We start from the raw sequence: 23,254 nt of genomic DNA, 5'->3' as shown, positions 1-23,254 counted from the left end.
TCACTTCGGCCTGATCTGGCCGTTGCCGCGCACCTTGTACTTGAAGCTCGTCAATTGCTCGACGCCGACAGGTCCGCGCGCATGCATCTTGCCGGTTGCGATGCCGATCTCGCCGCCGAAGCCGAATTCGCCTCCGTCGGCGAACTGGGTCGAGGCGTTGACGAGGACGATGGCCGAGTCCACGCGATCGAGGAACCGTTCGGCGGTCGCTTCGGATCCGGTGATGATGGCGTCGGTATGCTGCGATCCGTAGCGGGCGATGTGCTCGATGGCTTCGTCAACGCCGTCGACCATTTTGACGGCGATGATCGCTTCGAGGAATTCCTTGCCGAAATCCTCGTCCGATGCGGGTTTGACGCGCGGATCGGCCTTCTGCACAAACGCGTCGCCGCGGACTTCGCAGCCCTCGTCCAACAGCGCTTTTACAAGCGGACCAACGAAGTCGGTCTTGGCGTTCTTGTCGATGAGCAGGCACTCGGTGGCGCCGCAGACGCCGGTTCGCCGCATCTTGGCGTTGACGACGATCGGTAGGGCGATGTCGAGATCGGCGGCTTGGTCGACATAGGTGTGACAAATGCCTTCGAGATGCGCGAAGACCGGAACTCGCGCTTCATCCTGCACGCGTTGAACGAGGCTTTTGCCGCCGCGAGGAACGATGACATCGACGGCGCCGTCGAGACCACGCAACATCGCGCCGACCGCTTCGCGGTCCGTCGTCGGGACGAGCTGAATAGAAGCTTCGGGCAGTCCGGCCGCGCGCAGTCCTTCAACGAGGCAGGCGTGAATGGCGACGCTCGAATGATGGCTTTCCGAGCCGCCGCGCAGGATCGATGCGTTGCCCGCTTTCAGCGACAGCGCGCCGGCATCGGCCGTCACATTTGGGCGGCTTTCGTAAATGATGCCGATCGTTCCGAGCGGAACGCGTACGCGCTGGAATTTCAGGCCGTTGGGCCGTGTCCATTCAGCAAGCACGGTGCCGACGGGATCGGGCAATTCGGCGATTTCCTCAAGGCCCTTCGCGATGCCAGCGACGCGTTTTTCGTCGAGCATCAGCCTGTCGACGAACGATGCGGGGCGTCCGGCAGCCTTTGCCGCTTCGACGTCCTTGACGTTGGCTTCGAGAATTTTCGGCGTCGCATCGCGCAGAGCTTTGGCTGCGGCCTTGAGCGCGTTGTTCTTTTCTTCCGGCGTGGCGATGGCGAGCCGGCGGCTTGCAGCCTTGGCGGCTTCGCCGATGCCGCGCATCAACGCGGCGGTATCGTTCTCGATGCGCTCGGGTCTGTTCATCGCTTCAAGTCCTCGTCAACGCCATATCATCCCGATGGATGAGCGTGTCGCGTCCTTCGTAACCGAGTATCGCGGCAATCTCGCCGGACCGTTTTCCCATGATACGCCGTGCTTCGTCCGCCGCATAGGCAACAAGGCCGCGTCCGAGTTCGCGCCCGTCGGCCGAGCGGATGATCACGGCGTCGCCACGGCCAAACGCGCCGTCGATGCGGGTGACGCCGGCCGGCAAGAGGCTTTTGCCGGTGAGGAGCGCTTTCTCGGCGCCGGCATCGAGGAAGATTTGGCCGTTAGGCACCAGTTGGCCCGATATCCAACGCTTCTTCGCGGTGACCGGGTCGGACTTCGCGATAAACCAAGTGACGCGTGCGCCTTCCGAAATGGCGCGCAGCGGATGGTAGATTTTGCCCGTGGTGATGACCATGTCGGTACCGGCGGCGAGGGCGATCTTCCCGGCGGTGATTTTGGTCTTCATGCCGCCTTTGGAAAGCTCCGTTCCGGCGTCGCCCGCCATCGCTTCGATCTCGGGCGTAATCTCGGTCACGAGAGGAATGTGTTCGGCATTGGGGTCGTCGTTCGGGGGGGCTGTGTAGAGCCCATCGATGTCCGACAGCAGCACGAGGCAATCGGCGGAGACCATCGAGGCGACGCGCGCTGACAGTCGATCGTTGTCGCCGTAACGGATTTCGGCCGTCGCAACGGTATCGTTTTCGTTGACGACGGGGATGGCTTTGAGCGCAAGCAGCACTTCGATGGTGTTGCGGGCGTTCAAATAGCGCTGGCGTTCTTCGGTGTCGCCGAGCGTGAGGAGAACTTGGGCAGCCGTCAGTCCGCGCGCGGCGGCGAGTTCCTGATAGGCGTGGGCGAGGCTGATCTGGCCGACTGCCGCTGCGGCCTGGCTCTGCTCGAGCTCCAAGGGGCCTTTCGGGAGGTTCAGGGCGTGGCGGCCGAGTGCAATCGAGCCCGATGAAACGAGGACGATTTCCTTGCCGGCTTTGGCAAGCTCAGCCACGTCGTCCATCAGCGAGTTGAGCCAAGCGGATTTGATGCGGCCCGTGGTGCGGTCGGTCAGCAGGGCGGAGCCGATTTTGACCACGATGCGCTGCGCCTCGGCCCATTCGGGGCGCGCGGTGAGCGTCGTTGCATCGGATGCTGACGGGCGGACCATTTCCATCTCGAAAAAAAGCGTCGGGAAGCGGGCTGTGGCCTGCTTATCTTCAAATGTGAGCATTCCGGCAAGGGGCGGCTGCCGCATAACGGCAATGCCGGAGCGGTTTTTACCAATTGCAGGGCCGAATGGCTAATTCGACGTTACGGGACAAACGTCAGGAACATGAAGGTCCCGAAGATCACGAGGTGCAGAAAGCCGAAGAGCACGTTCGTGCGACCGGTGCTGAACGTCAGGATGCTCGTTGCGAACGTCATGACGAGGAGGGCGAGGTCGCCGGTATCGAGGCCGAGGATCAGCGGCTTGTTAATGAAGAGGTTGGCCGCAGCAATGGCTGGGATCGTCAGGCCGATGGTTGCCAGCGATGATCCGAGCGCAAGGTTGAGACTCTTCTGGAGATCGTCTTTCTGGGCTGCCCTGACGGCGGCGATCGATTCCGGCGTCAGCACGATCAGCGCGATGATCACGCCGCTGATGCTCGACGGCGCATCGAATTTGGACACGCCGACGTCAATCACGACAGCGATGAGCTTGGCCAGGAGCACGACAGCCGCCAATGCAACACAAAGCAAAAGCGCCGCGAGGGCGAGCTTGCCTTGGCCGGCAGGGGAGTCACTTTTTTCCGTGTGTTCGCCGACGAAGTAGCCCCGATGGAGGACCGTCTGCGTATATAGAAACACGAGGTAGAGCGCGATGGTGACGGTGCTGACGAATATCAGCTGGCTTTCGGAATAGAGATTTCCGGGCGCCGTTATCGTGTAGTTCGGCAGGATGATCGTCAGCGTCGCCAGCACGATCAACATGGCGAGATAGATTTTCACCGACGTCACGTCGAATCTCTGCTCGCGATAGCGGATGCCACCGACGACGATGCAGAGGCCGACGAGGCCGGTCGTGACGATCATGATGACCGCGAAGACGGTTTCACGCACCAGAGTCGGCGTCGCCTTGCCGGTCAACATCAGCGAAACGATCAGTGCCAACTCTATGATCGTGACAGCAATCGTCAGGACGAGCGTGCCTAGGGGTTCTCCCATGATGTGGGCGACCTCTTCGGCGTGATAGACGGCCGCGAACACCGCGCCGATGAGCAACGGGATGAGAATAGCGGTTTCTATTATGCCGAGCGGGTGAGACGCGAAATCCTCGCCGTATCCCGTGGCGGTCGCTACAACGAAAAACAGAAGTCCAAAAACGGGGACGGCCCACGTCCAAACGGGTGTTCGGCCTGGGTGGGTCATGCGCGGTCTTTCCTGGATGCTTGTCTTGGCGGTTTAAATCTCACTCGCACAATTGTGTGTGAGTTGCGCGAATGGAGCAAGCGATCCGTTCGGCGTCGCCGCGCTCTAGGGTTGCCAGGGACCTGCCGCTTCGGCATCGGTGTCTTCGTCGGCTGAGTCTGCGCGCGTGATTTCGCGCGCGATCGCGTAGAGCGCTTCCTTGACGCCTTGGCCGGAGACGGCCGAGAGGATCAGCGGAGTCTTGCGCGACGCCTTTTTCAAAATGTCGCGGCGTTCGAGCAAAGTCGCCTCGTCGACCGCATCGCATTTCGACAGCGCGACGATCTCCTTCTTCTTCTCGATGCCGTTACCGTAGGCCTTCAATTCGCGGCGAATGGTTTTGTAGTCGGCGGCCACATCTTCCGAGGTGACGTCGACGAGATGGAGAAGAACGCGGCAGCGCTCGATATGGCCGAGGAAGCGATCGCCGAGACCAGCGCCGTCGTGTGCACCTTCGATCAGGCCCGGAATGTCGGCGAGCACGAAATCAACATCGCCAGCGCGCACTACGCCGAGGTTCGGGTGCAGCGTCGTGAACGGATAGTCGGCAATTTTCGGCTTGGCTGCGGATACAGCCGCGAGGAACGTCGATTTGCCGGCGTTCGGCAGGCCAACGAGCCCTGAATCGGCGATGAGCTTGAGTTTCAGCCAGATCGTCATTTCTTCGGATGGCTGGCCAGGGTTGGCGTGGCGCGGGGCTTGGTTCGTCGCGGTTTTGAAGTGCGCGTTGCCGAAGCCGCCGTTGCCGCCCTTTGCAAGGCGCACGCGTTGGCCGGGCGTCGTCAAATCTGCGAGCAGAGTTTCGCCGTCTTCGGCAAAAACCTGCGTGCCGGGGGGAACCTTGACCGTGCAGTCCTTGCCGTTCGGTCCCGAGCGGTTCTGGCCCATGCCCGGCGTGCCGTTCTCGGCGAAGAAGTGCTGCTGATAGCGGTAGTCGATCAGCGTGTTCAGGTTCTGCACGCACTCGACATAGACGTCGCCGCCCTTGCCGCCATCGCCGCCGTTGGGACCACCGAACTCGATGAACTTCTCGCGCCGGAAGGCGATGCAACCGTTGCCGCCGGCGCCGGAGCGTATGTAAACTTTCGCCTGATCGAGAAATTTCATGATGCCAAAGCTCTAATGGCCATAGTCCAGGGACGACGGCGCTCGTATGAGAGTGCGGGTAGCTCGCATTGGCGCGCCTCGCACCAACCGGTCGCTGAGCCCGACAGTCTGAAGCCGAGCTTGCGAATGACGCGCGCCGAGGCTCCGTTGTCGGTCAGGTGCTTGCAAATGAAGCGGCGGACGCCAGCCTTGGCAAAACCATAGGCCATGACCGCGCGAGCGGCTTCCGTTGCGTAGCCTTGACCCCAATAGGCCTTGCCGAGCCAATAGCCAAGCTCCGCGTCGCCATTCGCTTCTGCTGTGAAGCCGCAGATGCCGATCAGATCGCCATTTCGTTCGATGCCGAACACTTCCTCGCGTTCGGCGAGACCGTTAACCCACTCGAGGGCCGCTTCCTCGCTGTAGGGATAGGGAATGCGGCCCGTCATGCAGGCAACATCCCAATCACCAGCGAGTGTAGCGATGCGCGCGGCATCGCCATCGACGAGGGCTCGGAGATTGAGGCGTGCGGTTTTCATGGCCTCGGTTAAGCGCGAAATTCAGTCCACGATATGAGCGGGCGCTCAAAAAGGCAAAAGGGGACGGCAGAGCCATCCCCATTGGACATTGCTTTTCTTTGCACTTGGCGACTCCGCTGACGCGGAGCCCGCCGCCAAGTGCAGTTAGAAATGTTATTCCGCCGCGATGGGCTTGGCGGGCTTCACAGAAATATAAATGCGGCCGTTGCGCTTGGTTGCGAATTCGACCGTGCCTTCTTCGACGGCGAAGATGGTGTGGTCCGTTCCCATGCCAACGCCTGCGCCCGGATGCCACTGGGTTCCGCGCTGACGGCAAAGGATGTTGCCGGGAATGACGTATTCGCCGCCGTAACGTTTGATGCCGAGGCGTTTGCTTTCGGAATCGCGGCCGTTACGTGTCGAACCGCCTGCTTTCTTTTGTGCCATTTCAAAGTCCTCGAATGGAGCGGCGGCTCGTTACGCGCCTGTGATGTCGGTGATACGCACGACAGAAAGGTCCTGACGATGGCCCTTCTTACGGCGGGAGTTCTTACGGCGGCGCTTCTTGAAAGCGATCAGCTTCGGTCCGCGGGATTGCTTGACCAGCTCGGCGATGACCTTAGCGCCCGAAACGATCGGCGCACCAATCGTAACGTCTGCACCCGAACCGACCATCAGCACCTGGTCGAACTCGACCTTGGCGCCAGCGTCGCCCGATACTCTCTCGATCGTAACGACATCGTCCTTGGAAACGCGGTATTGCTTGCCGCCTGTCTTGATGACAGCGTACATGGCTTCGTCCTTTCGGCCTTTTAGGCCTGTTACCGCGCCCTATGGCGCCACCGTAAAACGGTGGACTTTCAAGGGAGTGCTAGACAGTGCTAGCGGGAGCCTCGGGCAGCGCATTCAACGCGGGCGGTTTTTCCTGCCCACGGTTGGGCCGGTTTATTGTCGAATTGAAGATCATTGTCAATTGCCGTGCGGCGTTTCTGCCATATGTCTAGTCGACGGAAACGGCGTCGTAATTCGTAAAAAACAGGCCCCGTTTATGGTCAATGTGTCTGCAACTCGAGGGTCAGACGGAACAGTTATGGCAGTTCCTGCTACGGCTTCCGAACCGCAAGCCCAAGAGGCTGAGCTGCAGCATATTCCGGTCATCGAAACCGGTCCGGACTTTCCGCTTGCGACGCTTCGCGCATCGCCCGGCAAGACGCACGCCCTCCTTGATATCGCCACTCGGCGGTATCCGAGGCGGCTTCTTACCGGCCTCGACCGGATTTCCCGGGCGTGGCTCGTGCGCTGGAACAACGTGCATCTCGATGAGATCGACGCAATTGCGGGCGTGCTCGGCCGGCCGGGCGCATACTTCTTTTCGATCAATTACGAATGGGCCTGCACGTGCCGCGCGGCGGCTTCGCCTGACGGGCGTTCGGCACGGCTCATCCGTGTCCTGGATTGGAAAACGCCCGGGCTCGGTCGCAATATCGTCTGCGCGAAGGTCAACGGCGCGAAGGCTGGGCCGTTCGCTGTTATGACGTGGCCCGGCTATACCGGGATTCTACAAGTCATGGCGCCTGGGAGATTTTCCGCCTCTCTCAATCAAGCGCCGATGCGCGATCCGACCGGGCTTTTCTATTTGGATTGGGCTGCGAACCGCCGTCGCGTTTGGAAGATGCCGCATCCGACGCCCGCTCATCTCTTACGGAAGGTTGCCGAAGAGGCTCGGGATTTCGCTGAGGCGCGCCGGATGTTGAGCGAGCGGCCGATTTCGACGCCGGCGATCTTCACGCTCGCGGGCATCTCGCCGGACGAGACAGCCGTTATCGAGCGCACCGAGCATGCGTCGCGCGTCCGCGACAAAGATGCGGTGGCTGCCAATCACTGGGACGAAGCGGGTTGGCCCGGTCAGTCGCGCGGCGAAGCCAGCCGCGACCGGGCGGATGTGATGAGAGGCACCGAACCTCAATTCGATCCGCAGTTCGCATGGCTCGCAGCGCCGGTGTTGAATGAGAAGACTCGTCTCGCGATGGTTGCTGATGCCAAAGAGGGTCGTCTGGTCGCGCGTGGATACGAGGCGACGGGCCCTGCGACCGAGACGCTCGAAATCATTTGGGATGCGGCTCTCTGAGCCGCTTGCGCGGACGGAAAAGCGAAGCTACAAGCCCACTTCGCCGTTTTGGCGCCACGGCTTCCGGAGAGGTGGCAGAGTGGTCGATCGCGCCGCACTCGAAATGCGGAGTACTCGCAAGGGTACCGGGGGTTCGAATCCCTCCCTCTCCGCCAAGACCATCGGTTTCCGTCGTCTTACGTGTTCTGCCCTTGAATGCCAGATGACGACTGAAAGTGACAATTTTCTCAACGGTTGCCGCTGGTTGTATTCTCGAGAAAGCGCATTTAGACTCCTCATATGCCGCTCGTCGCGCCAGCGCTTGACAGCCAATGATCCGTTTTTTGGGTGATTGATAGGGTGGTTGATCGGAGGGGGCGTGCCACTCGCTTGTTCAGTCAAGCCCGCGTAAGAACAGCGAACCGTCTCACTGCGATGAAGGTCGTGAAGGTCAGGCAACCTGGCCTTTATGAAGATGGCGCAGGCCTGCGGTTGGTCGTTACGCCTATGCTGATTAAGCGCCAAGCCTTCTCCCGGCTTGGCGCCGTAAATCGTTGCGCGCCCTTCGGTGCGAAGTCGGAGGGCTTTGCCTAACGCGTGCAATGTCAGCTTTTGCATCGCTGCCCACGCAGGTTTCACCAAATCACGCGCGCACCCGTAGTGCGCGCGGGCCGGAGGATCGGTTCGGCCCGCAATTCGGTCATGCAGCGCGTTTAAGGGACTCGTGAACAGCCTGATTAGCCTTGTCCCAGGCAGCGCGCGTCTCGGTGAGAACTGATTGCATTGCCGCCCAGGATTCGCTTCCACTTTTTCTCAATTTTTCCAGCTTGGCCCTTGCCGCGTCGGCATCGACCTTCATATGCTTCACCGCTGTTTCCACCTCTTCGCGGCGATTGTCAGCGAAGTTCTTTGCGCTGCTGTGCAGCTTATCAATCGCTTCCTTCCAGGCCTTGCGTTGTGCATCAGCGCGGGCACGAAATGCCGCCTCTTGCTCCTTGGCCTGTTGATCTGTCGCGTTAAGAAATGACGATACGCTCGATTCGAACTTAGCCCATTGCGTCTGTAGTTCCGTCTTCGAATGCGCGATGACAGCTTCGCTCGCCTGCCCATGCTCCCTGATCGCCTTAAAGAAGTCATCTCGTGCAGCGCGGTCCGACCTATTCTGATTGCGCTGGTTTGGTTGGGGGGGAGAGCCCTTGGCTAGGCTCGGGATTACGTTTGCAACGGTGCCTAGACTGTGGTGTGTCAGTTGAATGACCATCGCTCAAGAGCGGCCCGTTGGAATTATTGTCATTCTAAACGATTGCTCCAGAAACATGAGATCACGATGGTCTACGGGAAAGCTTGTTAGAACATGCAGGAACCGATTGAGGCTGACAGTAAAGTTGATCCGCCGTCCAAGGATTTGGTGCCAGCTATAGTGCCAGAACTTCCCGTCGCGAAAGCGCCGGGCGAAAGGCTGCCGGGGCTTGCATCCGATCGGATGCGCAAAAGCGCGCCCCGCTGGCAAAGAATGGCAATCGTACTGGTGCTCATCGCCGGAGCTGCTGGCGGTGCCGCTTATTGGTGGTCACATCGGACTCCGCCACTGCCTCTCGGCATCGCCATGGGCAACGGTCGCATTGAGGCTGATCCCATCGATATAGCGACGAAATTCGCAGGGCGTATTCTTGAGCTTCGCGTCGATGAAGGCGACAGAGTGACGGCTGGTCAGGTTCTCGCCGTGATGGACACCCGCGATCTAGAAGCCTCCTTGAAAAAAGCGGAGGCGCAGGCCGCGCAGTCGACGAGGATGGTCAGCGAAGCCAAGGCCAACCTTGATCAGCAGCACACTCAAGTCGTTCTCGCCCAACAGCAGATGGATCGATCGAGCACGCTACTTAAGCAAGGTTGGGTCACGAGAGAGGTCTATGATCAGCGCCAACAGGCGCTTCAAGGCGCGCAGGCAGGCGAACTGGCCGCACGTGAGCGCGTAACCGAGGCAGAGCACGCCCTGGATGCGGCTAATCACGACGTCGAATTCTATAGAGTAAACATAGCCGACAATACGCTCGTTGCGCCACGTAACGGGCGTATCGCATACCGCATCGCAAATACCGGCGAGGTATTGCCCGCCGGTGGCAAGGTCTTCACCATGCTCGATGTCGGGTATGTTTACATGGACATCTACTTGCCAACACTGGCTGCCGGGCAGGTGAAGATTGGCGATGATGCCCGCATTGTTCTGGATGCCTATCCCGATAATCCAATCCCGGCAAAAGTGACCTTCATCGCCGACCAAGCCCAGTTCACCCCGAAAATGGTCGAGACCCAGACTGAGCGGGACAAGCTCATGTTTCGTATCCGCGTGCGGATAGATCCGGCTCGTTCGAGCGCCCATGCCGATGTTGTCAGAAGTGGCTTGCCGGGTGTTGCCTATGTCCTCATGGATCCGAAGACCGCGTGGCCGGATCGGCTTCAGGTCAGGTCATGACGATGAATGAGGGCGACGCTTCAGTCGTCCGGCTCGAACATGTGACCCACGAATACTCGAAAGTCGTCGCATTAGATGATGTAACGGCGCACATGCCCAAGGGAAAAATTGTCGGATTGATCGGCCCAGACGGCGTCGGAAAGTCTACATTGCTCTCTTTGATATCCGGCGCGCGGCAGATCCAATCTGGCACGGTTTCGGTTTTGGGCGCAGACATGGCTAACTCTTACGCCCGCGCTGCGATCTGCCCGCGCATCGCATATATGCCGCAAGGACTGGGCAAGAACCTCTATGAAGACCTCAGCGCGCGAGAAAATATCGAGTTCTTTGCCCGCTTGTTCAGGCAAGGACGCGCCGAACGGGCGGCGCGTATTGCCGAATTGCTGGAAAGCACAGGCCTCTCGCCGTTCGCCGACCGCCTGGCCAAAAAACTTTCTGGAGGCATGCGCCAAAAGCTTGGCCTGTGCTGCTCCCTGATCCATGATCCAGATCTGCTGATCCTCGACGAGCCGACAACCGGCGTTGACCCTCTCTCTCGGCGGCAGTTCTGGGAATTGATTGAGCGTATACGCCGGCGCCGCGTAGGCATGAGCGTCGTTGTTGCCACCGCGTACATGGAAGAGGCGGAGCACTTCGATCTCTTGATCGCGATGAACGGAGGCAAGATCCTGGCGGCCGGATCGCCCGACGAACTAAAGGCAACAACCGGCGCAGCCACAATCGAGGATGCCTTTATTGCTTTGCTTCCCGCAGGGCTCAGGGCCGGGCATCGTGCTTTAGAGATTCCGCCGCGCGGGGATTACGCTGGCAGGCCAGTGATTGTCGCCCAGGACTTGACCTGTCGTTTTGGGGATTTCACCGCAGTCGATCACGTCAGTTTTGAAATCGAACGGGGCGAAATTTTCGGCTTCGTCGGCTCTAATGGATGCGGTAAGACCACGACTATGAAAATGCTGACCGGATTATTGCCGTTCAGCGAGGGCCACGCCACTTTGCTTGGACGCCCGATCGACTCCAGCGACATTAATGCGCGTCTGCGAGTCGGCTATATGTCGCAATCCTTCTCGCTTTATACAGAACTAACCGTACAGCAGAACCTCGACCTGCATGCGCGCCTGTTTCATTTGTCGCCGCAAGTCATGAAACAGCGCATCGACGATCTCATTTGGCGCTTCGGCCTCACAGCGTATGTAGATAAGTTGGCGGAAGATCTGCCACTTGGAATCCGCCAGCGCCTGTCGCTCGCAGTCGCCGTGGTGCACGATCCGGAACTTCTTATTCTCGATGAGCCGACCTCTGGCGTCGACCCGGTGGCGCGTGACCAGTTCTGGGAATTGCTGCTCGGGCTATCACGCAGACGGGGCGTCACCATTTTTGTTTCGACGCATTTCATGAACGAGGCGGCGCGCTGCGACCGCATTGCGCTGATGCATGCAGGTCGGGTGCTGGCCACGGACACACCGGTCAATCTGGTGCGGATGCGCGGCGCGGCCTCGCTTGAGGAGGCCTTTATCCTCTTTCTCGAGGAGGCGGATGGGACGCACGCGAAAGCCGAGAGCAAACGTCCGCTCATCGAACGGAAGGGTTCGTTGCGCCTGACCAATCGGGTCCCCGAAACCTCGTTTTCCTTACGTCGGATGCTGGCCTATACGATCCGCGAATCGCTCGAACTGCTTCGAGATCCAATTCGTCTAAGCTTCGCCGTGCTCGGCACAGCCTTTCTGATGCTGGTGTTCGGTTTTGGCGTTACGACTGATGTCGACTCTCTGTCTTTCGCTGCACTTGACCGAGATGACAGCTATGAGAGCCGCGCGTACCTCAGCGAATTGCGCGGCTCGCGCTATTTCGTCGAGCAAATCCCGCTCAAAGATAATGCAGATTTGCACAACCGCTTGAAGAGCGGCCGGGTCACCACAACGGTCGAAATACCGCCTGGATTTGGCCGCGACATCAGACGTGGCCGCCCTACCGAAGTCGGCGTCTGGATCGACGGTGCCATGCCATTCCGCGCCGAAACGATTCATGGCTATATGCAGGGAGTGCACCAGCGGTTTCTTTCCGATCCGGCCATCCGGGGCCATATTGGCCTAGCTGGCACGGCTTTACCGGCGGATATTGAGATCCGGTACCGCTACAATCAGGATTTCGACAGCATCTACGCCATGGTGCCATCTATGATCGCAATGCAGCTCGCGCTGATTCCTGCAATTTTGATGGCTTTGGCTATCGTGCGCGAGAAGGAGCTTGGGTCGATCATCAACCTCTACGTGACGCCGGTAACGCGCTTGGAATTCCTGCTCGGCAAGCAGGTTCCCTATATCGTTGTCGGCATGATCAATTTCCTCATGTTGTTCCTGATGGCGATTTTTATTTTCAAGGTGCCATTGAAGGGTAGTTTTGGCGTGTTGGCTCTCGGATCATTGATCTACGTCACCACGACCACAGCTTACGGGATGATGATCTCATCTTTCACTCGCACTCAAATCGCAGCCTTGTTCGGTACCGCCATATTGACGGTGTTACCCGCCACCATGTTCGCGGGCATGATGACGCCGGTCTCGTCCATAACCGGCATGGGAGCAATCATGGGCCGCCTATTTCCGATGACGTATTATCTGCCGATTAGTGTCGGGACCTTCACCAAAGGGCTGGGTTTCACCGATCTCGCCCGGCACTTAGCCTTGCTGGCCGCGTTCGTTCCGGCGCTAACGGGACTCAGTCTCATTCTGCTTCGCAAGCAGGAGAAATAGTCGGGCCATGCGCAAGCTCGCAAATATCTATTGGCTCGGAACCAAGGAATTGCGCAGTTTCTTCCGCGATTGGGTGCTTTTAGGTTTGGTCGTGTATTCCTTCTCGCTCGCGGTGATAGCGCAAACGCAAAGCAATTCGCAGGAATTGCACAACGCCTCACTCGCGATTGTCGATGAAGATAACTCGGAGCTCTCGCGGCGCATCGCCCACGCGTTCCTGCCGCCTTATTTTAAGCCCGCAGAGTACGTTGCCGAGCGCGATGTCGATCAATTGATGGACACCGGAAAATATACGTTCGTCATCGACATTCCACCGCACTTCGAACGTGACGTGCTGGGTAATCGCAATCCGGCGCTTCAAGTCGCTGTTGATGCCACAGCCATGGTGCAAGCGGGCATCGGCTCGGGATATGCGCAGCAGATCATTGCCACCGAAATCAATAATTTCGTTTCACGTGCCGGGGCGGTTCCTTTGCCAGCCGTCACTCTCTCCGTCCGGATCGCCTTCAATCCCAACGTGACCACCGCTTGGTTCACATCGGTTATGGGCATCATCAACTCTGTCACGATGCTGGCGATCGTTCTTTCCGGTGCGGCCGTTGTGCGCGAGCGCGAGCATGGCACGATGGATCACCTCCTAGTGATGCCGCTTACGCCGTTCGAGATCGCCATGTCGAAAATTTGGGCCAACGGTTTGGTAATCACCGGCGCGGTTGGCCTATCGCTGACGCTTGTCGTTCAAAAGCTTCTCAGCATTCCCATTGCCGGATCGGTGCCGTTGTTCATGTTCGGCGTGACGCTCTATTTGTTTTTCGCAACCGCTATTGGGATATTTTTGGCGACAATCGCCCGGACCATGCCGCAACTTGGCTTACTCTACATGCTGGTGGCTATTCCGCTGAACATGCTGTCCGGATCCAATACGCCGCTTGAAAGCATGCCGCCCTTTCTGCGCACGGTAATGCAGGCCTCGCCCTCTACGCACTTCGTTTCTTTTGCTCAGGCCATTCTTTATCGTGGCGCAGGCATTGACGTCGTCTGGCCGAAATTTCTTGCCGTAGCTTTGATTGGAGGCCTCTTCTTGGCGCTGGCGCTCCTTCGTTTTCGCAGTATCTCATCCTAGGCGCACTGAAATGGTGGGACAGGTCACGCGGGACTTTCGGGTACCAGCCTGTGATTTCCTGGCCCGCCGTCGATGGAAGCGCCTGATGCCAAGAACGCTCGTGCCGCCCTGGAGCGGGGTACCATTAGCCTTATAACTTTGGATCTGACGCTTGGCCGCGATGATGGCCTTAGTCTCGCGCGAGAAATTCGCGCCTCCTGCGACGTGCCGGGTATGGCTTGCGCAGAATTGGCCAGAGGGAGTCAGCTTCGCTCTTGCCCGCTGCTTCATCGGGCGCCGGCGATTGGGTGATGCAGCGGGCTTTCTCGATCGATATCAAAGGTCAACGCCACGGCGCAACGAGCACCGTTTGGCCAAGGCACCGGGTTTTCGATCATTCCGTCATACCGCCTGCTAGCATCTCGTCGTAGGCGAGCACCGCGTCGAGAAGCACCTGTGCCCCCGCGGCGCATTCATCGAAGCTTGTCGATTCCGCCTCGTTGTGGCTGACGCCGCCTTCGCACGGCACGAAAATCATCGTCGTCGGCGCGACGCGAGCGATGTAGGCCGCGTCGTGACCGGCGCCCGAAACCATGTCGCGCATGCCGAAATCCGATTTCGCAGCAGCGCGGCGAACGCAATCGATCAACTCCGGCGCGAATTTCACCGCCGGCGACGACCAGATCCGCTTTTCCTCGTAGCTCAATTGAAGGGGAGGGAGGCTCGCTGCCAGCGCCGCGCGCAATTCCGCTTCCATGACATCGAGAGCATCCTCGTCGGGATGGCGCATGTCGACTGTAAAGAAGACCTCGCCCGGCACGACGTTGCGGCTGTTCGGCTTGTTCTCGATGAGGCCGACGGTTGCGACGCCGGGCTGATGCTTTTGACCGATTGCGTCCACCGCCTCGATCATGCGGGCCGCACCGACGAGCGCGTTCTTGCGGAGAGACATCGGTGTGGCGCCGGTATGGGCGTCCTCGCCTTTCACCGTAACTTCGTACCAGCGCATGCCTTGCACGCCGGTCACAATTCCGATGATCTTCTTCTCGTTTTCGAGGATCGGTCCTTGCTCGATGTGAAGCTCGAACATGGCCGAAAATTTGTGATCACCGGCCTTCATCGACCCGCGATACCCGATCCGCTCGAGCTCTTCGAGAAACGTGACGCCGTCCCGGTCGGTCTGTTGGTAGATGTATTCCGGCGGGAACGCTCCTGCGAAAACCCCCGAAGCCATCATGGCCGGCGGAAATCGCGAGCCTTCCTCGTTCGTCCAATTGACGGCCTCGATCGGCGCGTTCGTCTCATAATCCCGCTCATGCAGTGTCCGCAGCACCTCGAGCGCACCAAGGACGCCGAGCACGCCATCGAACTTGCCGCCTGTCGGCTGAGTATCGAGATGCGATCCCATGGCGATTGGCGCGAGGTTATTATCGCGTCCGGGCCGGACGGCGAACATGTTGCCGACCTCATCGGTCCGCACCGTGCAGCCAAGGGCCTCGCACTGAGCTTTGAACCAGTCGCGAACTTGCCGGTCTTCATCCGAGAGCGCGAGCCGGCGAATGCCGCCCTTTTCGGTGCCGCCGAACTTGGCGGTATCCATCAAGCTGTCCCACAGGCGTCGCGGATTGATGCTGAGATTGGTCGGCATGGCATTCCAGAGATTTGGCAGCGCACACTAACTGCAAATCAACTGATTGCAATTGAGAAAAAACTCCCTTCGGCATTCTTGCGAGTGGGAGTCTTGAGCGATCGCCAAACCTGTTTAGGTCGTCCCGGCGCGCCGGGGACCCTTCGCCGCCAGGAAATTTTACAATGGCTCGCAAATCATCGACGGGTCGAACGCTACGATGTCATCGATGACGAAGATGATGAACTGGACGAGCTTCCGCTTTTTCAGCCATCAGGCCAAATGCTATCTCGACGGAAAGAAAGACTGACAAGACCATGCGGGGCGGTATCATTACCCGCTCGGTAGAGCGGGTTGAAAGCACCTTCCATCGCGGGAAGGATTAGCCGGTTACCAGTTCCCCGCTCTTGAATTTCGGTCGAGCCTCGCGTCCGGATCTTTTCCGGTGCGATTAAAAAAAAGGGATGGCCGAGGCCATCCCAATGGAAAAGAAAAATATTCTTAGCGGCCTTTGTGGCCTGGTTTTCCGGGTTCATTGTGCTTCCCGGTTTCGCTGTGTTTTCCGGCTTCACTGTGCCGCTCAGGAGTGCCACCGTGCTGGCCAGAGGAGCCGCTGCTGCCGCCTTGCTGACCACTGCTCATGTGGCTTTGGTCCTGCTGATGACTTCCGTGCGAGTGCTGACCGCCTTTTTTACCGGCCTCGGAGGCCTTTGCTGGGTCGTTCTTGAAGTTTCCAGCCATCGCAAAAATCCTTTCTAATGTGATTTAAGCTGAACGACTGAACTACTCGGCAGGCCGTCTTGAGTTGCGGCAGGTGCTGATAAAGTTCGGTAGGGCGCCCGTTTATGCGTCCAGCACGTTCTATCAGGTATGAGTTCTGTTGGCGGGCGGGGCGCATCTAAATTGCCTAAAATGGAAAAGGTGTTCGGTGCCCAGTCACGCGAGGCCTTCCTGCCTGAGTGCGATTTCCACCGTGGGGCGCGCTCGGATATGCTCGGCAAGAGTCTTCAGCGACTTCGGGATTTCGATTTTATTCTTCTCAGCCCAAAGCAGCATCACGAAGAGATAGAAATCAGCGACAGTGGCATGCTCGCCGAAGAGATATGGGCCCGTCAGTTGCGTAGAGATCTCGTCCAGTCTTTTGCGAACCTTTCCAGCGGCGGTTGCTTTCTCTTCCTCGGTTGCAGCCGGATTGAAAATGGGCGCGAAAGACTTGTGAATTTCAGTTGAGATAAACGCGAGCTTCTCGAGAAGTCTGTAACGGCCGAATTGCCCCGGAGCCATGAGCCCAGGGTAATTGTCGGCGATAAAAGTGAGAATGGCGATGTTTTCAGTAAGAACTTGACCGTCATCGAATTGAAGCGCCGGAACGTAACCCTTGGGATTGATATCCAGGTAGGAACGCCCGTCTTCGAGCTTATGTGTTTTCAAATCCACCTTTGCCAGGGCGAACTTCCTGCCGGCTTCTTCCAACGCTATGTGGTCTGCGAGGCTGCAGGCTCCAGGTGAGTAATACAGAATCATGAATGTACTCCGCTGCTTCAATGCTCAACGTTTTGAGCGCAGCCGGGGTTTCAAGATTTTTATGCTCGTTCGCCGGCTTAATTCACGACTAACCAAAAAAAGCGACGGCGCTCGTCGTTTGCAAACTGCGGCTTAGTCTCGCTGAATTACTGCGTAGCTAAAGGAGCTTCATGCATGTCTAAAAATCTCATATTTGCAGTCCTCGTCGGTTTTGCGACAATCTCCGCGCCTGCAGCATCGGAGGCGCATTGCCTCGGTTGGGATAAGGCGCGGTCGGGTGTCGGCGACGTTTATAATAGCACGATGAACCTCGCGAATGCAGCCTTCTACCGGACGCAAAGAATCGGTGACCGACTATTTGGCTGGATACACTGCGACCACCGCACTTGAGGTCGTTACTATGAGGGCGGCCTCACTGATTTTGGGGCCGCCAACCCCAGTGCAGGTGAGGCGACGGCTGCCAGGCGTCAAGAGTAACGGCAGTAGATCTATTTAATGATGCTTCTACGGCGCAAAAATTTCTAGCGTGTAGATTCCCAGAATGTACGTCGCCTCTGATAGCCCATAGGGGTGTGCTTCTTCAGACGCGTTCGCAATCTCATATTTTTGTGGCGTGGCTCGTCGATGCGAGCAATTTTTCCGTCGGCAAATTTCAGGTAGCACCCATCAGTTGATGGGTGGCACCTCCAAGTGCGTACTCTTGCGATCCAAGCTTGGGTCGAGCATTGAAGCGGTTTTAAAATCGCGATCTGCCGAGTCTAGATCCCCTTCGTCGATGTAGGTGTCGGCGCGAACGAAGTACGCTATCGCGTATTTCGGATTGAGAGTAACGGCCTTGCTGAAATCAGCGATGGCATCTCCAAACTTGCCTTGCATTTTCAAGGCTACACCGCGGTTGAAATATACAACCGACTCGTTGGGGTTGATTTTTATTTCGCGGGTGTAATCGGATATGGCGGCATTGAGATCGCCCTTCTTCCGCAAGCAGTTTCCGCGGTTGTTGTAGACCCTCGGATAATAGGGTTCTAATCGAACTGCTTCATCATAATCGTCTATCGCGCGGTCGCAATCGCCCATGGCCGCGTACACAATTCCTCGGCCGACGTAGTAATAGGGATCCGGGATCAACTTTGCCGCGCTGGTGAAGTCGGACAAAGCGTGCTCGAAATCGTGCTTAGCGAAATAAGCGAGCGCACGGTTTCCATAATAGATGGCAAGATTGCGCGGATTGTCCGGGGAAGATTCGATAAGGATCGAGCAGCCCGTAATATGCGTGTCAGGTGTGGGCCCAGAATCGCAGTCATGCGCTGCGTCCGCAAGGACTGGGTTGCAGGCAAGAAAAAATAGGATGAGCGTTGCAATATAACGCATGTGGTTTTCCCGAAATAAATATGAAATTTGAAAATCAAAATAAAAATTCTTGGCAATATCGGCGGGCAAAAAACACGCGCACTGAATCGGAATGATACCTCGACATTTGGTTCGCGCAATACCGAAGGGTTGGATCTCCCCAAGTCGTTGATGTGACTCCGCTTCGAAATATCCAGCGCGGGTATTAGTCCCGGAACTGCTGCAGTATTTCGGTTTTGTTGGCCGATGTTAATTCAATCAATCCGTTGAAGGTTCATACTGCGGTGATGCGGGAATTCATTTTCATCCTGTTGTCGCGGATTTTTTGCCATGAAGCAGCGCGTTGCCCTGGCCGGCCGTATGTTGGATTTTGAAGGCGACGAGGGCGATTACTTTTTCCAGAACCTATGGGAATTCTCGCAAGGCGCCGGTCAGCGTCACTTGCTGCAATTCGCAGCCCGGCATCTGCATCCGGCGAGTACATGTTTAGAAATCGGTGCCGGGATCGGGCTTGCGACGGCAAGCTTGGCGCTCGCATGTCCTCATGGCCACGTTCATGCTTTTGAGGCTTCGCCCAAAAACGCGCTGTACCTGCGCCGGAATATGTCAGCGAATGCCCTGACGAATACAACCGTCGTGGAGCGTGCTGTGGGCGCACCTTCGGGAACCGCACTTCGTGATCCAACCACGCGCGTCACGATAGAGACGATCGATGATTGGTCGGCGACACTCGATTCGCCGTTAGATCTCTTGAAGTTGAACATTGAAGGTTATGAAGCGCATGTTCTCGCTGGCGCTGCCGAAACTCTTGTTCGCGATCGGCCCGTGATTTTCATGGAGTTCAATTCTGTTGCGATCGCGTTCAAGGCAAAGCGAAGTCCCTTGTCCTTTGCCGAGACGATCTGGAAATTGTTTGATGTTTTCGAGATCGATGAAGACGGAGAGGTGTCAACGATCGACGCCCGCCTCTTCGTTCTGAACAACATGGTTCGTCATGGTTGCGTCGACGACATCGTCTTGGATCTCAAGCCGGGTCACGACGCTCGCTCGATACGCGATGTTTTGGCGACAGAACTTGAAGCGGAGCGGGCGGCAGCGGCTTGATGCTCGCCCGGATCGCTTTGCAAGGCGCCGACCGGAACGCTCGGTTTCCAATAACAAGGGTTTCGGCCGCAAACGGGAGTTAAGCTGGGCGTTCGGCCGTTGTGTTCATAATGGGTCGCGCTTGAGTGCCTGGCAAAGGCAATGCGGTCCGCCGCCGCCGAGCGTAAACATGGAAAGATCCGGATCGTAGACTTCGATTCCGAGCGCTCGCATGCGCGCGTTGAGATCCTTGTTCGCTGCTGTCGAAAGAACGCGATCGTTTCCGAGGGCAACGATGTTCGTGCCAAGCTGCGTCGAGTCGTAATAGGAGACGGGCAGGATTTCGTAGCCCTTCGATTTCAAAAGATCGAGGAACCAGGGCTGATGCGCATCCGGCGCCACGGCTACGAGCTTATCGTTGATGAATCCGACTGAAACATCGAGATGCACGAAGTGCGGTGGGAACGGAACCGGGTAGGCTTCCCATCCCTCGGCTCGAAACCATTCGCACATTTGCTCCGCGCCTTCTTTTTCGGAGCGTTCGCCGCCGTAGCCACATAAAACGAATCCGGGCCTCACCACCATGAAGTCGCCGCCTTCGAAATGTCCGGCGGTGCTCATGTTCCAGATCGGAATTCCAGATTCCATGTAGAACTTGAACGTCAACGCGTAATCGCCACGGCGAAAACGCGTCTGCGGCATGGTGATGACGGCGCCGAAGGGCGTCATGACGCTCGAGTCGCGTGCGAAGACGCCGTACTTCAGCTCGGGTCTCGCGTCGAGCCAATGACATTCCACGCCCGCGCGCTCGTAGACGTCCACCATCTCACGATGTTGCGACATGGCGAGTTGAGCGTCGAATTTCAGACCGAGCGACAGCGTGTGCCGGGCGACGGCGCTAACTGGACGCCACTCGAAGAAGTCCGGTTTGCCGAGCAAAACGTGGCGTAGGACGCCGGTTTCGGAATCCAATCCCCAAGGAACGGAACTGGTGACGGATTTTGCGATCGAATTCATGCGAGCACCTCGTAATGCGCGTCTGTCGGCGCGCCGGCATTGATGCGGATGATGTCCTGCGGGCATGCGGACATGGCGACGATGCAATCCATTTCGGCTTTGAGCACAACGTAGTCACCGGGCTTCGAGACCGGTTCTTCCCAACCGATGCTGCCATCGCCTTTGATCGGAATGTTCATCCAGAGATTGAGCGGTGAAGGCACTTCCGGCGGCGTTAAGCCGATGCCTGCCATTCCGGACCGGAGATTATCGGCGCAGTTTTCGTGGTATTCCGTGCAGCCCAGTCCCTGATAGCGATAGATGTCGCACGCGGCGATGAAGGTGTCGTGGACGCCGGGCGAGGTATCTTCAACGAGCGTGAGGATCGGCCGGCGCTTGTTCGTCACCAGCTTATCGCCGGGCTTCGGGCGGACGCGATCGATCGCTGCGCGCATGTGTTCCATGGAGAGAAATTCGCCGAGGTCTTGCGCGTTGAAGGCCCAAGTGTCCACAACCTGATGACCGTGGGTATTCACGATGCGGATCGATTGTCCGGCTTTGAGAGCGACGGCGCGCCCCTTTCGCGCAGGAAGTTCTTGAAGCCCGCTCATGCCTTCACCTTTATGCTTGGAAATTCTTTGCGGATCGCCTCGGTGACGCCGATCGCGTAATCGGCTGCAAGGAGCTTGCCCTTCTCCCCGTCACAGCCATGGGCAGGTGAGAGCACGCCGGAGCACGGCACCCATCCGGTTCGCGTCGGATAGACATCGTACGGCGGGAATTCCGCGGGCTTGTCCGTGGGCAACGCCGTCATGTCGACGAGATCAGGGTGGTGGTAGAGCATGAGAGACGTTTCCATCACGGCCGCATGCTCGAGAGCGAATCCGGGGAAGCCTTCAGGAAAAATCTTTTCGATCGTTTCCGTTCGCGTGAAGTCCCAGTATTCCAGCCGCAGAATCTCCATGTCGCGTATGCCCATGTAGGAGAGTTCCCGCATCGCCAGGTCAATGCCCTCGATGGTGAACATCATGTTCTCGTAGTGGCCGTTAATGAGGACGAGCCGACGGGCGCCGTGACGCGCAAATTCCTTGATAACGTCGCGGAGCAGATGCGCGAGCGTATCGGCATCGAGGCTGGTGGTGCCGCAGAAATGATTTCCAGCGCCCATTTTTGGCTGCGATTTGTACCCGAAGGCGACAGCGGGGGCGACGATCGCGTCGAGCTGCTTGGCAACGTCGACCGCGACGGCCGTTGCCAGCATCACGTCTGTTCCCATCGGCAAGTGCGGTCCGTGCTGCTCGGTTGCTCCCACCGGCAAAAGAATGAGAGCGCCACCTTCAATTCGCTTTTGATAGGTGGTCCAGCTCATCTCGTTCATAAAAAGTCGGTCGGTCATGTCTTCCTTCTTTCAAACCATCGAAGCGCCGCCGTTGACGCCGAGTACCTGTCCCGTCATGAAGCTCGAGCCGGGGCCAGCGAGAAACAGCGCCGCTTCAGCGATCTCTTCGGGCCTTCCGATGCGGCGCAACGGATTGGCAGTTTCGAGCGCTTTCCAGTCGGGCGGCATGTTTTCGAAGTCGAGAAGCGGCGTGTCCGTCGGTCCGGGAGCGACCGCATTGACGAGAATATCCGGCCCGAATTCCTTCGCCCAACAGCGCACCATGGCGCTGATGCCCGCTTTCGACGCGCAATAGGCTGCATGTTCTTCGCGACCAAGCTGAGCGAGTTCAGAACTAAACAGGATGATCCTGCCGCCGTTGCGTCGCTTCTTCATGGCGCGCACGGACTCGCGGACCATCAGGAATGTGCCGATTAGATTGACGTCGAGAACTTTGCGCGCGTCGGCGACGGGCGTGTCGAGAAGCGGCGCCATTAGAAAGATCGCAGCGGTATTGAGCATGACGTCGACGCCGCCGAGGGCTTCGTCCGCGGCTTTAACCGCATCCACGACTTGCGCTTCGTCCGTGATGTCGAGTGCGAACGACGGGCCAGTGCCAGCGGAAATCGGTTTGAGATCGAACCGCGCGACGCGCGCGCCCTTCGCTTCGAAGAGATCGGCGATGGCGAGACCTATGCCGCTCGCTGCGCCGGAGACGATAATTTTCTTATCCTGCAGCGTGCTCATCCTAGAAATTCCCCACGGTCGACGCCGATCGCTTGTCCGGTGATGTTGCTCGCAAGGTCGCTCGCGAGAAATAGATAGAGCCCCGCGACGTCGGGCGGCTCCATCAAGCCGGGCAGTGCTTGGGCCGCGACGACATCGGCGAAAATATCGGCTTCGCTACGATGAGTGCGTTCGGCCATCGCTTTCGCCGAGCGTACCGAGGCGACGGTTCGCACCCATCCGGGACACACGGCGTTGACGTTGATGCCGCGTGGCCCAAGCTCGCGCGCGAATGTGCGGGTCAGCCCGACGACAGCGTGTTTGGAGGCGATGTAGGCAGCGAATTCGCCGACGGCGCTTTTCGCCCAGACCGACGCCGTATTGATGATACGAGCACCCGGTTTCAGCAGGGGCAACGCCGCGCGCGTGACGTTCCAGGTGCCGCGCACGTTGATGTCGATAATGCGGGCGAAGGTGGCATCAACTTCGTCGCTCGGATCTGTTACCGGCGTGATGAGTTCGAGGCCCGCGTTGTTCACCAACACATCAAGCGTCGTGATTTCGGCGAACGCGGCTTGCAGCGCCGCCTTGTCGGTAATGTCGGTGAAGAAGGATTTGATGGGCCGGCCGCATGTTTCCGTGAGACGCGCAGCTGCATCGTGGACGAGGTCGTCGTTGGCGAGAATTGCAACATCGGCGCCTGCAATTGCAAAGCCTTCCGCTATGGCAAAACCGATGCCCCGGCTGGCGCCCGTCACGAGCACCGATTTGTTTTGAAGGTTGATCACTGTTACGTCCTCGG

The 23,254-nt window shown here is 58.3% G+C and carries 23 protein-coding genes, 1 tRNA gene and 1 pseudogene; 7 read left to right on the top strand and 18 right to left on the bottom strand.

Features of this window, described 5'->3' with window-relative positions:
- The 7 genes from G359_RS18960 to rplU form a co-directional block, all read right to left on the bottom strand.
- Complete coding sequence (locus G359_RS18960) at positions 1-1,287, bottom strand: glutamate-5-semialdehyde dehydrogenase (protein WP_045837384.1); 1,287 nt, start codon at positions 1,285-1,287, stop codon at positions 1-3.
- A gap of 4 nt (positions 1,288-1,291) precedes the next feature.
- Positions 1,292-2,452 (bottom strand): glutamate 5-kinase, encoded by a 1,161-nt coding sequence (gene proB / locus G359_RS18955; RefSeq protein WP_197077614.1) that lies wholly within the window; start codon positions 2,450-2,452, stop codon positions 1,292-1,294.
- Positions 2,453-2,595: 143 nt separating this feature from the next.
- Positions 2,596-3,693 carry a calcium:cation antiporter gene (locus G359_RS18950; RefSeq protein WP_045837383.1) on the bottom strand — a complete coding sequence of 366 codons (1,098 nt, stop codon included), beginning with the start codon at positions 3,691-3,693 and terminating at the stop codon, positions 2,596-2,598.
- Between the two features lie 105 nt (positions 3,694-3,798).
- Positions 3,799-4,839, bottom strand: coding sequence for a GTPase ObgE (obgE, locus tag G359_RS18945; RefSeq protein WP_045837382.1), 1,041 nt, complete (start codon positions 4,837-4,839; stop codon positions 3,799-3,801).
- Positions 4,836-5,357, bottom strand: a complete 522-nt coding sequence (locus tag G359_RS18940; RefSeq protein ID WP_045837381.1) for a GNAT family N-acetyltransferase — start codon at positions 5,355-5,357, stop codon at positions 4,836-4,838. The genes obgE and G359_RS18940 overlap by 4 nt, the downstream gene beginning before the upstream one ends.
- Positions 5,358-5,510: 153 nt before the next feature.
- Positions 5,511-5,783, bottom strand: coding sequence for a 50S ribosomal protein L27 (rpmA, locus tag G359_RS18935; RefSeq protein WP_045837380.1), 273 nt, complete (start codon positions 5,781-5,783; stop codon positions 5,511-5,513).
- Between the two features lie 30 nt (positions 5,784-5,813).
- A complete protein-coding gene (gene rplU / locus G359_RS18930; protein WP_045837379.1) occupies positions 5,814-6,128 on the bottom strand; it encodes a 50S ribosomal protein L21 in 315 nt (104 codons plus the stop codon).
- A gap of 298 nt (positions 6,129-6,426) precedes the next feature.
- Between rplU and G359_RS18925 the strand changes: the two genes are divergently transcribed.
- Together G359_RS18925 and G359_RS18920 are read left to right on the top strand one after the other, a co-directional pair.
- Positions 6,427-7,464, top strand: a complete 1,038-nt coding sequence (locus G359_RS18925; RefSeq protein WP_045837378.1) for a C45 family peptidase — start codon at positions 6,427-6,429, stop codon at positions 7,462-7,464.
- Between the two features lie 65 nt (positions 7,465-7,529).
- Positions 7,530-7,619 (top strand) — tRNA-Ser (locus G359_RS18920).
- A gap of 524 nt (positions 7,620-8,143) precedes the next feature.
- On the opposite strand, the gene G359_RS18910 is transcribed toward G359_RS18920, so the two are convergent.
- Positions 8,144-8,704, bottom strand: coding sequence for a sll1863 family stress response protein (locus G359_RS18910; RefSeq protein WP_052699464.1), 561 nt, complete (start codon positions 8,702-8,704; stop codon positions 8,144-8,146).
- 222 nt (positions 8,705-8,926) lie between these two features.
- Between G359_RS18910 and G359_RS18905 the strand changes: the two genes are divergently transcribed.
- The 3 genes from G359_RS18905 to G359_RS18895 are packed head-to-tail and all read left to right on the top strand — an operon-like array spanning position 8,927 to position 13,789.
- A complete protein-coding gene (locus G359_RS18905; RefSeq protein ID WP_045838243.1) occupies positions 8,927-9,916 on the top strand; it encodes an HlyD family secretion protein in 990 nt (329 codons plus the stop codon).
- A 2-nt stretch (positions 9,917-9,918) separates the two neighbouring features.
- The gene (gene rbbA, locus G359_RS18900) at positions 9,919-12,666 is read left to right on the top strand and encodes a ribosome-associated ATPase/putative transporter RbbA (RefSeq protein WP_371199111.1); all 2,748 of its coding nucleotides are present in this window, start codon (positions 9,919-9,921) and stop codon (positions 12,664-12,666) included.
- A 7-nt stretch (positions 12,667-12,673) separates the two neighbouring features.
- Positions 12,674-13,789, top strand: a complete 1,116-nt coding sequence (locus tag G359_RS18895; protein ID WP_045837375.1) for an ABC transporter permease — start codon at positions 12,674-12,676, stop codon at positions 13,787-13,789.
- 373 nt (positions 13,790-14,162) lie between these two features.
- Here the strand turns inward: G359_RS18895 and G359_RS18890 are convergent, their stop codons facing one another.
- From G359_RS18890 to G359_RS18880, 4 genes and pseudogenes are all read right to left on the bottom strand, one after another.
- Positions 14,163-15,416, bottom strand: a complete 1,254-nt coding sequence (locus G359_RS18890) for a Zn-dependent hydrolase (RefSeq protein ID WP_045837374.1) — start codon at positions 15,414-15,416, stop codon at positions 14,163-14,165.
- 245 nt (positions 15,417-15,661) lie between these two features.
- Positions 15,662-16,030, bottom strand: a complete 369-nt coding sequence (locus G359_RS21005) for a hypothetical protein (RefSeq protein WP_245280151.1) — start codon at positions 16,028-16,030, stop codon at positions 15,662-15,664.
- A 37-nt stretch (positions 16,031-16,067) separates the two neighbouring features.
- Positions 16,068-16,136 (bottom strand): annotated as a pseudogene (locus G359_RS21060) (KGG domain-containing protein); the annotation flags it as partial.
- Between the two features lie 195 nt (positions 16,137-16,331).
- Entirely contained in the window at positions 16,332-16,919 is a 588-nt protein-coding gene (locus G359_RS18880; RefSeq protein WP_045837372.1) for a glutathione binding-like protein, read from the bottom strand.
- Positions 16,920-17,093: 174 nt separating this feature from the next.
- Here G359_RS18880 and G359_RS20655 point away from each other — a divergent pair, with 174 nt between their 5' ends.
- Positions 17,094-17,309 (top strand): hypothetical protein, encoded by a 216-nt coding sequence (locus G359_RS20655; protein WP_156150843.1) that lies wholly within the window; start codon positions 17,094-17,096, stop codon positions 17,307-17,309.
- A gap of 276 nt (positions 17,310-17,585) precedes the next feature.
- Here G359_RS20655 and G359_RS18875 read toward each other — a convergent pair whose 3' ends face one another.
- Positions 17,586-18,359, bottom strand: a complete 774-nt coding sequence (locus G359_RS18875) for a tetratricopeptide repeat protein (protein ID WP_156150842.1) — start codon at positions 18,357-18,359, stop codon at positions 17,586-17,588.
- Between the two features lie 240 nt (positions 18,360-18,599).
- Between G359_RS18875 and G359_RS18870 the strand changes: the two genes are divergently transcribed.
- A complete protein-coding gene (locus G359_RS18870) occupies positions 18,600-19,373 on the top strand; it encodes an FkbM family methyltransferase (protein WP_045837371.1) in 774 nt (257 codons plus the stop codon).
- 105 nt (positions 19,374-19,478) lie between these two features.
- On the opposite strand, the gene G359_RS18865 is transcribed toward G359_RS18870, so the two are convergent.
- Genes G359_RS18865 through G359_RS18845 form a run of 5 tightly spaced genes read right to left on the bottom strand, consistent with a single transcriptional unit; the run spans position 19,479 to position 23,240 of the window.
- Entirely contained in the window at positions 19,479-20,369 is an 891-nt protein-coding gene (locus tag G359_RS18865; RefSeq protein ID WP_045837370.1) for a dimethylarginine dimethylaminohydrolase family protein, read from the bottom strand.
- The gene (locus G359_RS18860) at positions 20,366-20,959 is read right to left on the bottom strand and encodes a DUF1989 domain-containing protein (protein ID WP_045837369.1); all 594 of its coding nucleotides are present in this window, start codon (positions 20,957-20,959) and stop codon (positions 20,366-20,368) included. The genes G359_RS18865 and G359_RS18860 overlap by 4 nt, the downstream gene beginning before the upstream one ends.
- Positions 20,956-21,744: a creatininase gene (locus G359_RS18855; protein WP_045837368.1), complete on the bottom strand. Its 789-nt coding sequence runs from the start codon at positions 21,742-21,744 to the stop codon at positions 20,956-20,958. Before G359_RS18855 ends, G359_RS18860 begins: the two co-directional genes overlap by 4 nt.
- 12 nt (positions 21,745-21,756) lie before the next feature.
- On the bottom strand, positions 21,757-22,473 hold the full coding sequence (locus G359_RS18850) for an SDR family NAD(P)-dependent oxidoreductase (RefSeq protein ID WP_045837367.1): 717 nt from the start codon (positions 22,471-22,473) through the stop codon (positions 21,757-21,759).
- Positions 22,470-23,240 carry an SDR family NAD(P)-dependent oxidoreductase gene (locus tag G359_RS18845; RefSeq protein ID WP_045837366.1) on the bottom strand — a complete coding sequence of 257 codons (771 nt, stop codon included), beginning with the start codon at positions 23,238-23,240 and terminating at the stop codon, positions 22,470-22,472. The genes G359_RS18850 and G359_RS18845 overlap by 4 nt, the downstream gene beginning before the upstream one ends.
- Positions 23,241-23,254 lie beyond the last annotated feature (14 nt).

The organism is Hyphomicrobium sp. 99 (genome assembly GCF_000384335.2).
Taxonomy (GTDB): Bacteria; Pseudomonadota; Alphaproteobacteria; order Rhizobiales; family Hyphomicrobiaceae; genus Hyphomicrobium_B.
This window is presented reverse-complemented; position numbering and strand designations above follow the sequence as displayed.

Excerpts from the sequence above, each read along its gene's own strand:
- obgE (WP_045837382.1), bottom strand. The coding sequence starts at position 4,839 with ATGAAATTTCTCGATCAGGCGAAAGTTTACATACGCTCCGGCGCCGGC.
- G359_RS18855 (WP_045837368.1), bottom strand. The coding sequence starts at position 21,744 with ATGACCGACCGACTTTTTATGAACGAGATGAGCTGGACCACCTATCAA.
- G359_RS18890 (WP_045837374.1), bottom strand. The coding sequence starts at position 15,416 with ATGCCGACCAATCTCAGCATCAATCCGCGACGCCTGTGGGACAGCTTG.
- G359_RS18865 (WP_045837370.1), bottom strand. The coding sequence starts at position 20,369 with ATGAATTCGATCGCAAAATCCGTCACCAGTTCCGTTCCTTGGGGATTG.
- G359_RS18960 (WP_045837384.1), bottom strand. The coding sequence starts at position 1,287 with ATGAACAGACCCGAGCGCATCGAGAACGATACCGCCGCGTTGATGCGC.
- G359_RS18940 (WP_045837381.1), bottom strand. The coding sequence starts at position 5,357 with ATGAAAACCGCACGCCTCAATCTCCGAGCCCTCGTCGATGGCGATGCC.
- G359_RS18895 (WP_045837375.1), top strand. The coding sequence starts at position 12,674 with ATGCGCAAGCTCGCAAATATCTATTGGCTCGGAACCAAGGAATTGCGC.
- G359_RS18860 (WP_045837369.1), bottom strand. The coding sequence starts at position 20,959 with ATGAGCGGGCTTCAAGAACTTCCTGCGCGAAAGGGGCGCGCCGTCGCT.
- G359_RS18910 (WP_052699464.1), bottom strand. The coding sequence starts at position 8,704 with ATGGTCATTCAACTGACACACCACAGTCTAGGCACCGTTGCAAACGTA.
- proB (WP_197077614.1), bottom strand. The coding sequence starts at position 2,452 with ATGGTCCGCCCGTCAGCATCCGATGCAACGACGCTCACCGCGCGCCCC.
- rpmA (WP_045837380.1), bottom strand. The coding sequence starts at position 5,783 with ATGGCACAAAAGAAAGCAGGCGGTTCGACACGTAACGGCCGCGATTCC.
- rplU (WP_045837379.1), bottom strand. The coding sequence starts at position 6,128 with ATGTACGCTGTCATCAAGACAGGCGGCAAGCAATACCGCGTTTCCAAG.
- G359_RS18925 (WP_045837378.1), top strand. The coding sequence starts at position 6,427 with ATGGCAGTTCCTGCTACGGCTTCCGAACCGCAAGCCCAAGAGGCTGAG.
- G359_RS18950 (WP_045837383.1), bottom strand. The coding sequence starts at position 3,693 with ATGACCCACCCAGGCCGAACACCCGTTTGGACGTGGGCCGTCCCCGTT.
- G359_RS18870 (WP_045837371.1), top strand. The coding sequence starts at position 18,600 with ATGAAGCAGCGCGTTGCCCTGGCCGGCCGTATGTTGGATTTTGAAGGC.
- G359_RS18850 (WP_045837367.1), bottom strand. The coding sequence starts at position 22,473 with ATGAGCACGCTGCAGGATAAGAAAATTATCGTCTCCGGCGCAGCGAGC.
- G359_RS18880 (WP_045837372.1), bottom strand. The coding sequence starts at position 16,919 with ATGATTCTGTATTACTCACCTGGAGCCTGCAGCCTCGCAGACCACATA.
- G359_RS20655 (WP_156150843.1), top strand. The coding sequence starts at position 17,094 with ATGTCTAAAAATCTCATATTTGCAGTCCTCGTCGGTTTTGCGACAATC.
- rbbA (WP_371199111.1), top strand. The coding sequence starts at position 9,919 with ATGAATGAGGGCGACGCTTCAGTCGTCCGGCTCGAACATGTGACCCAC.
- G359_RS18905 (WP_045838243.1), top strand. The coding sequence starts at position 8,927 with ATGCGCAAAAGCGCGCCCCGCTGGCAAAGAATGGCAATCGTACTGGTG.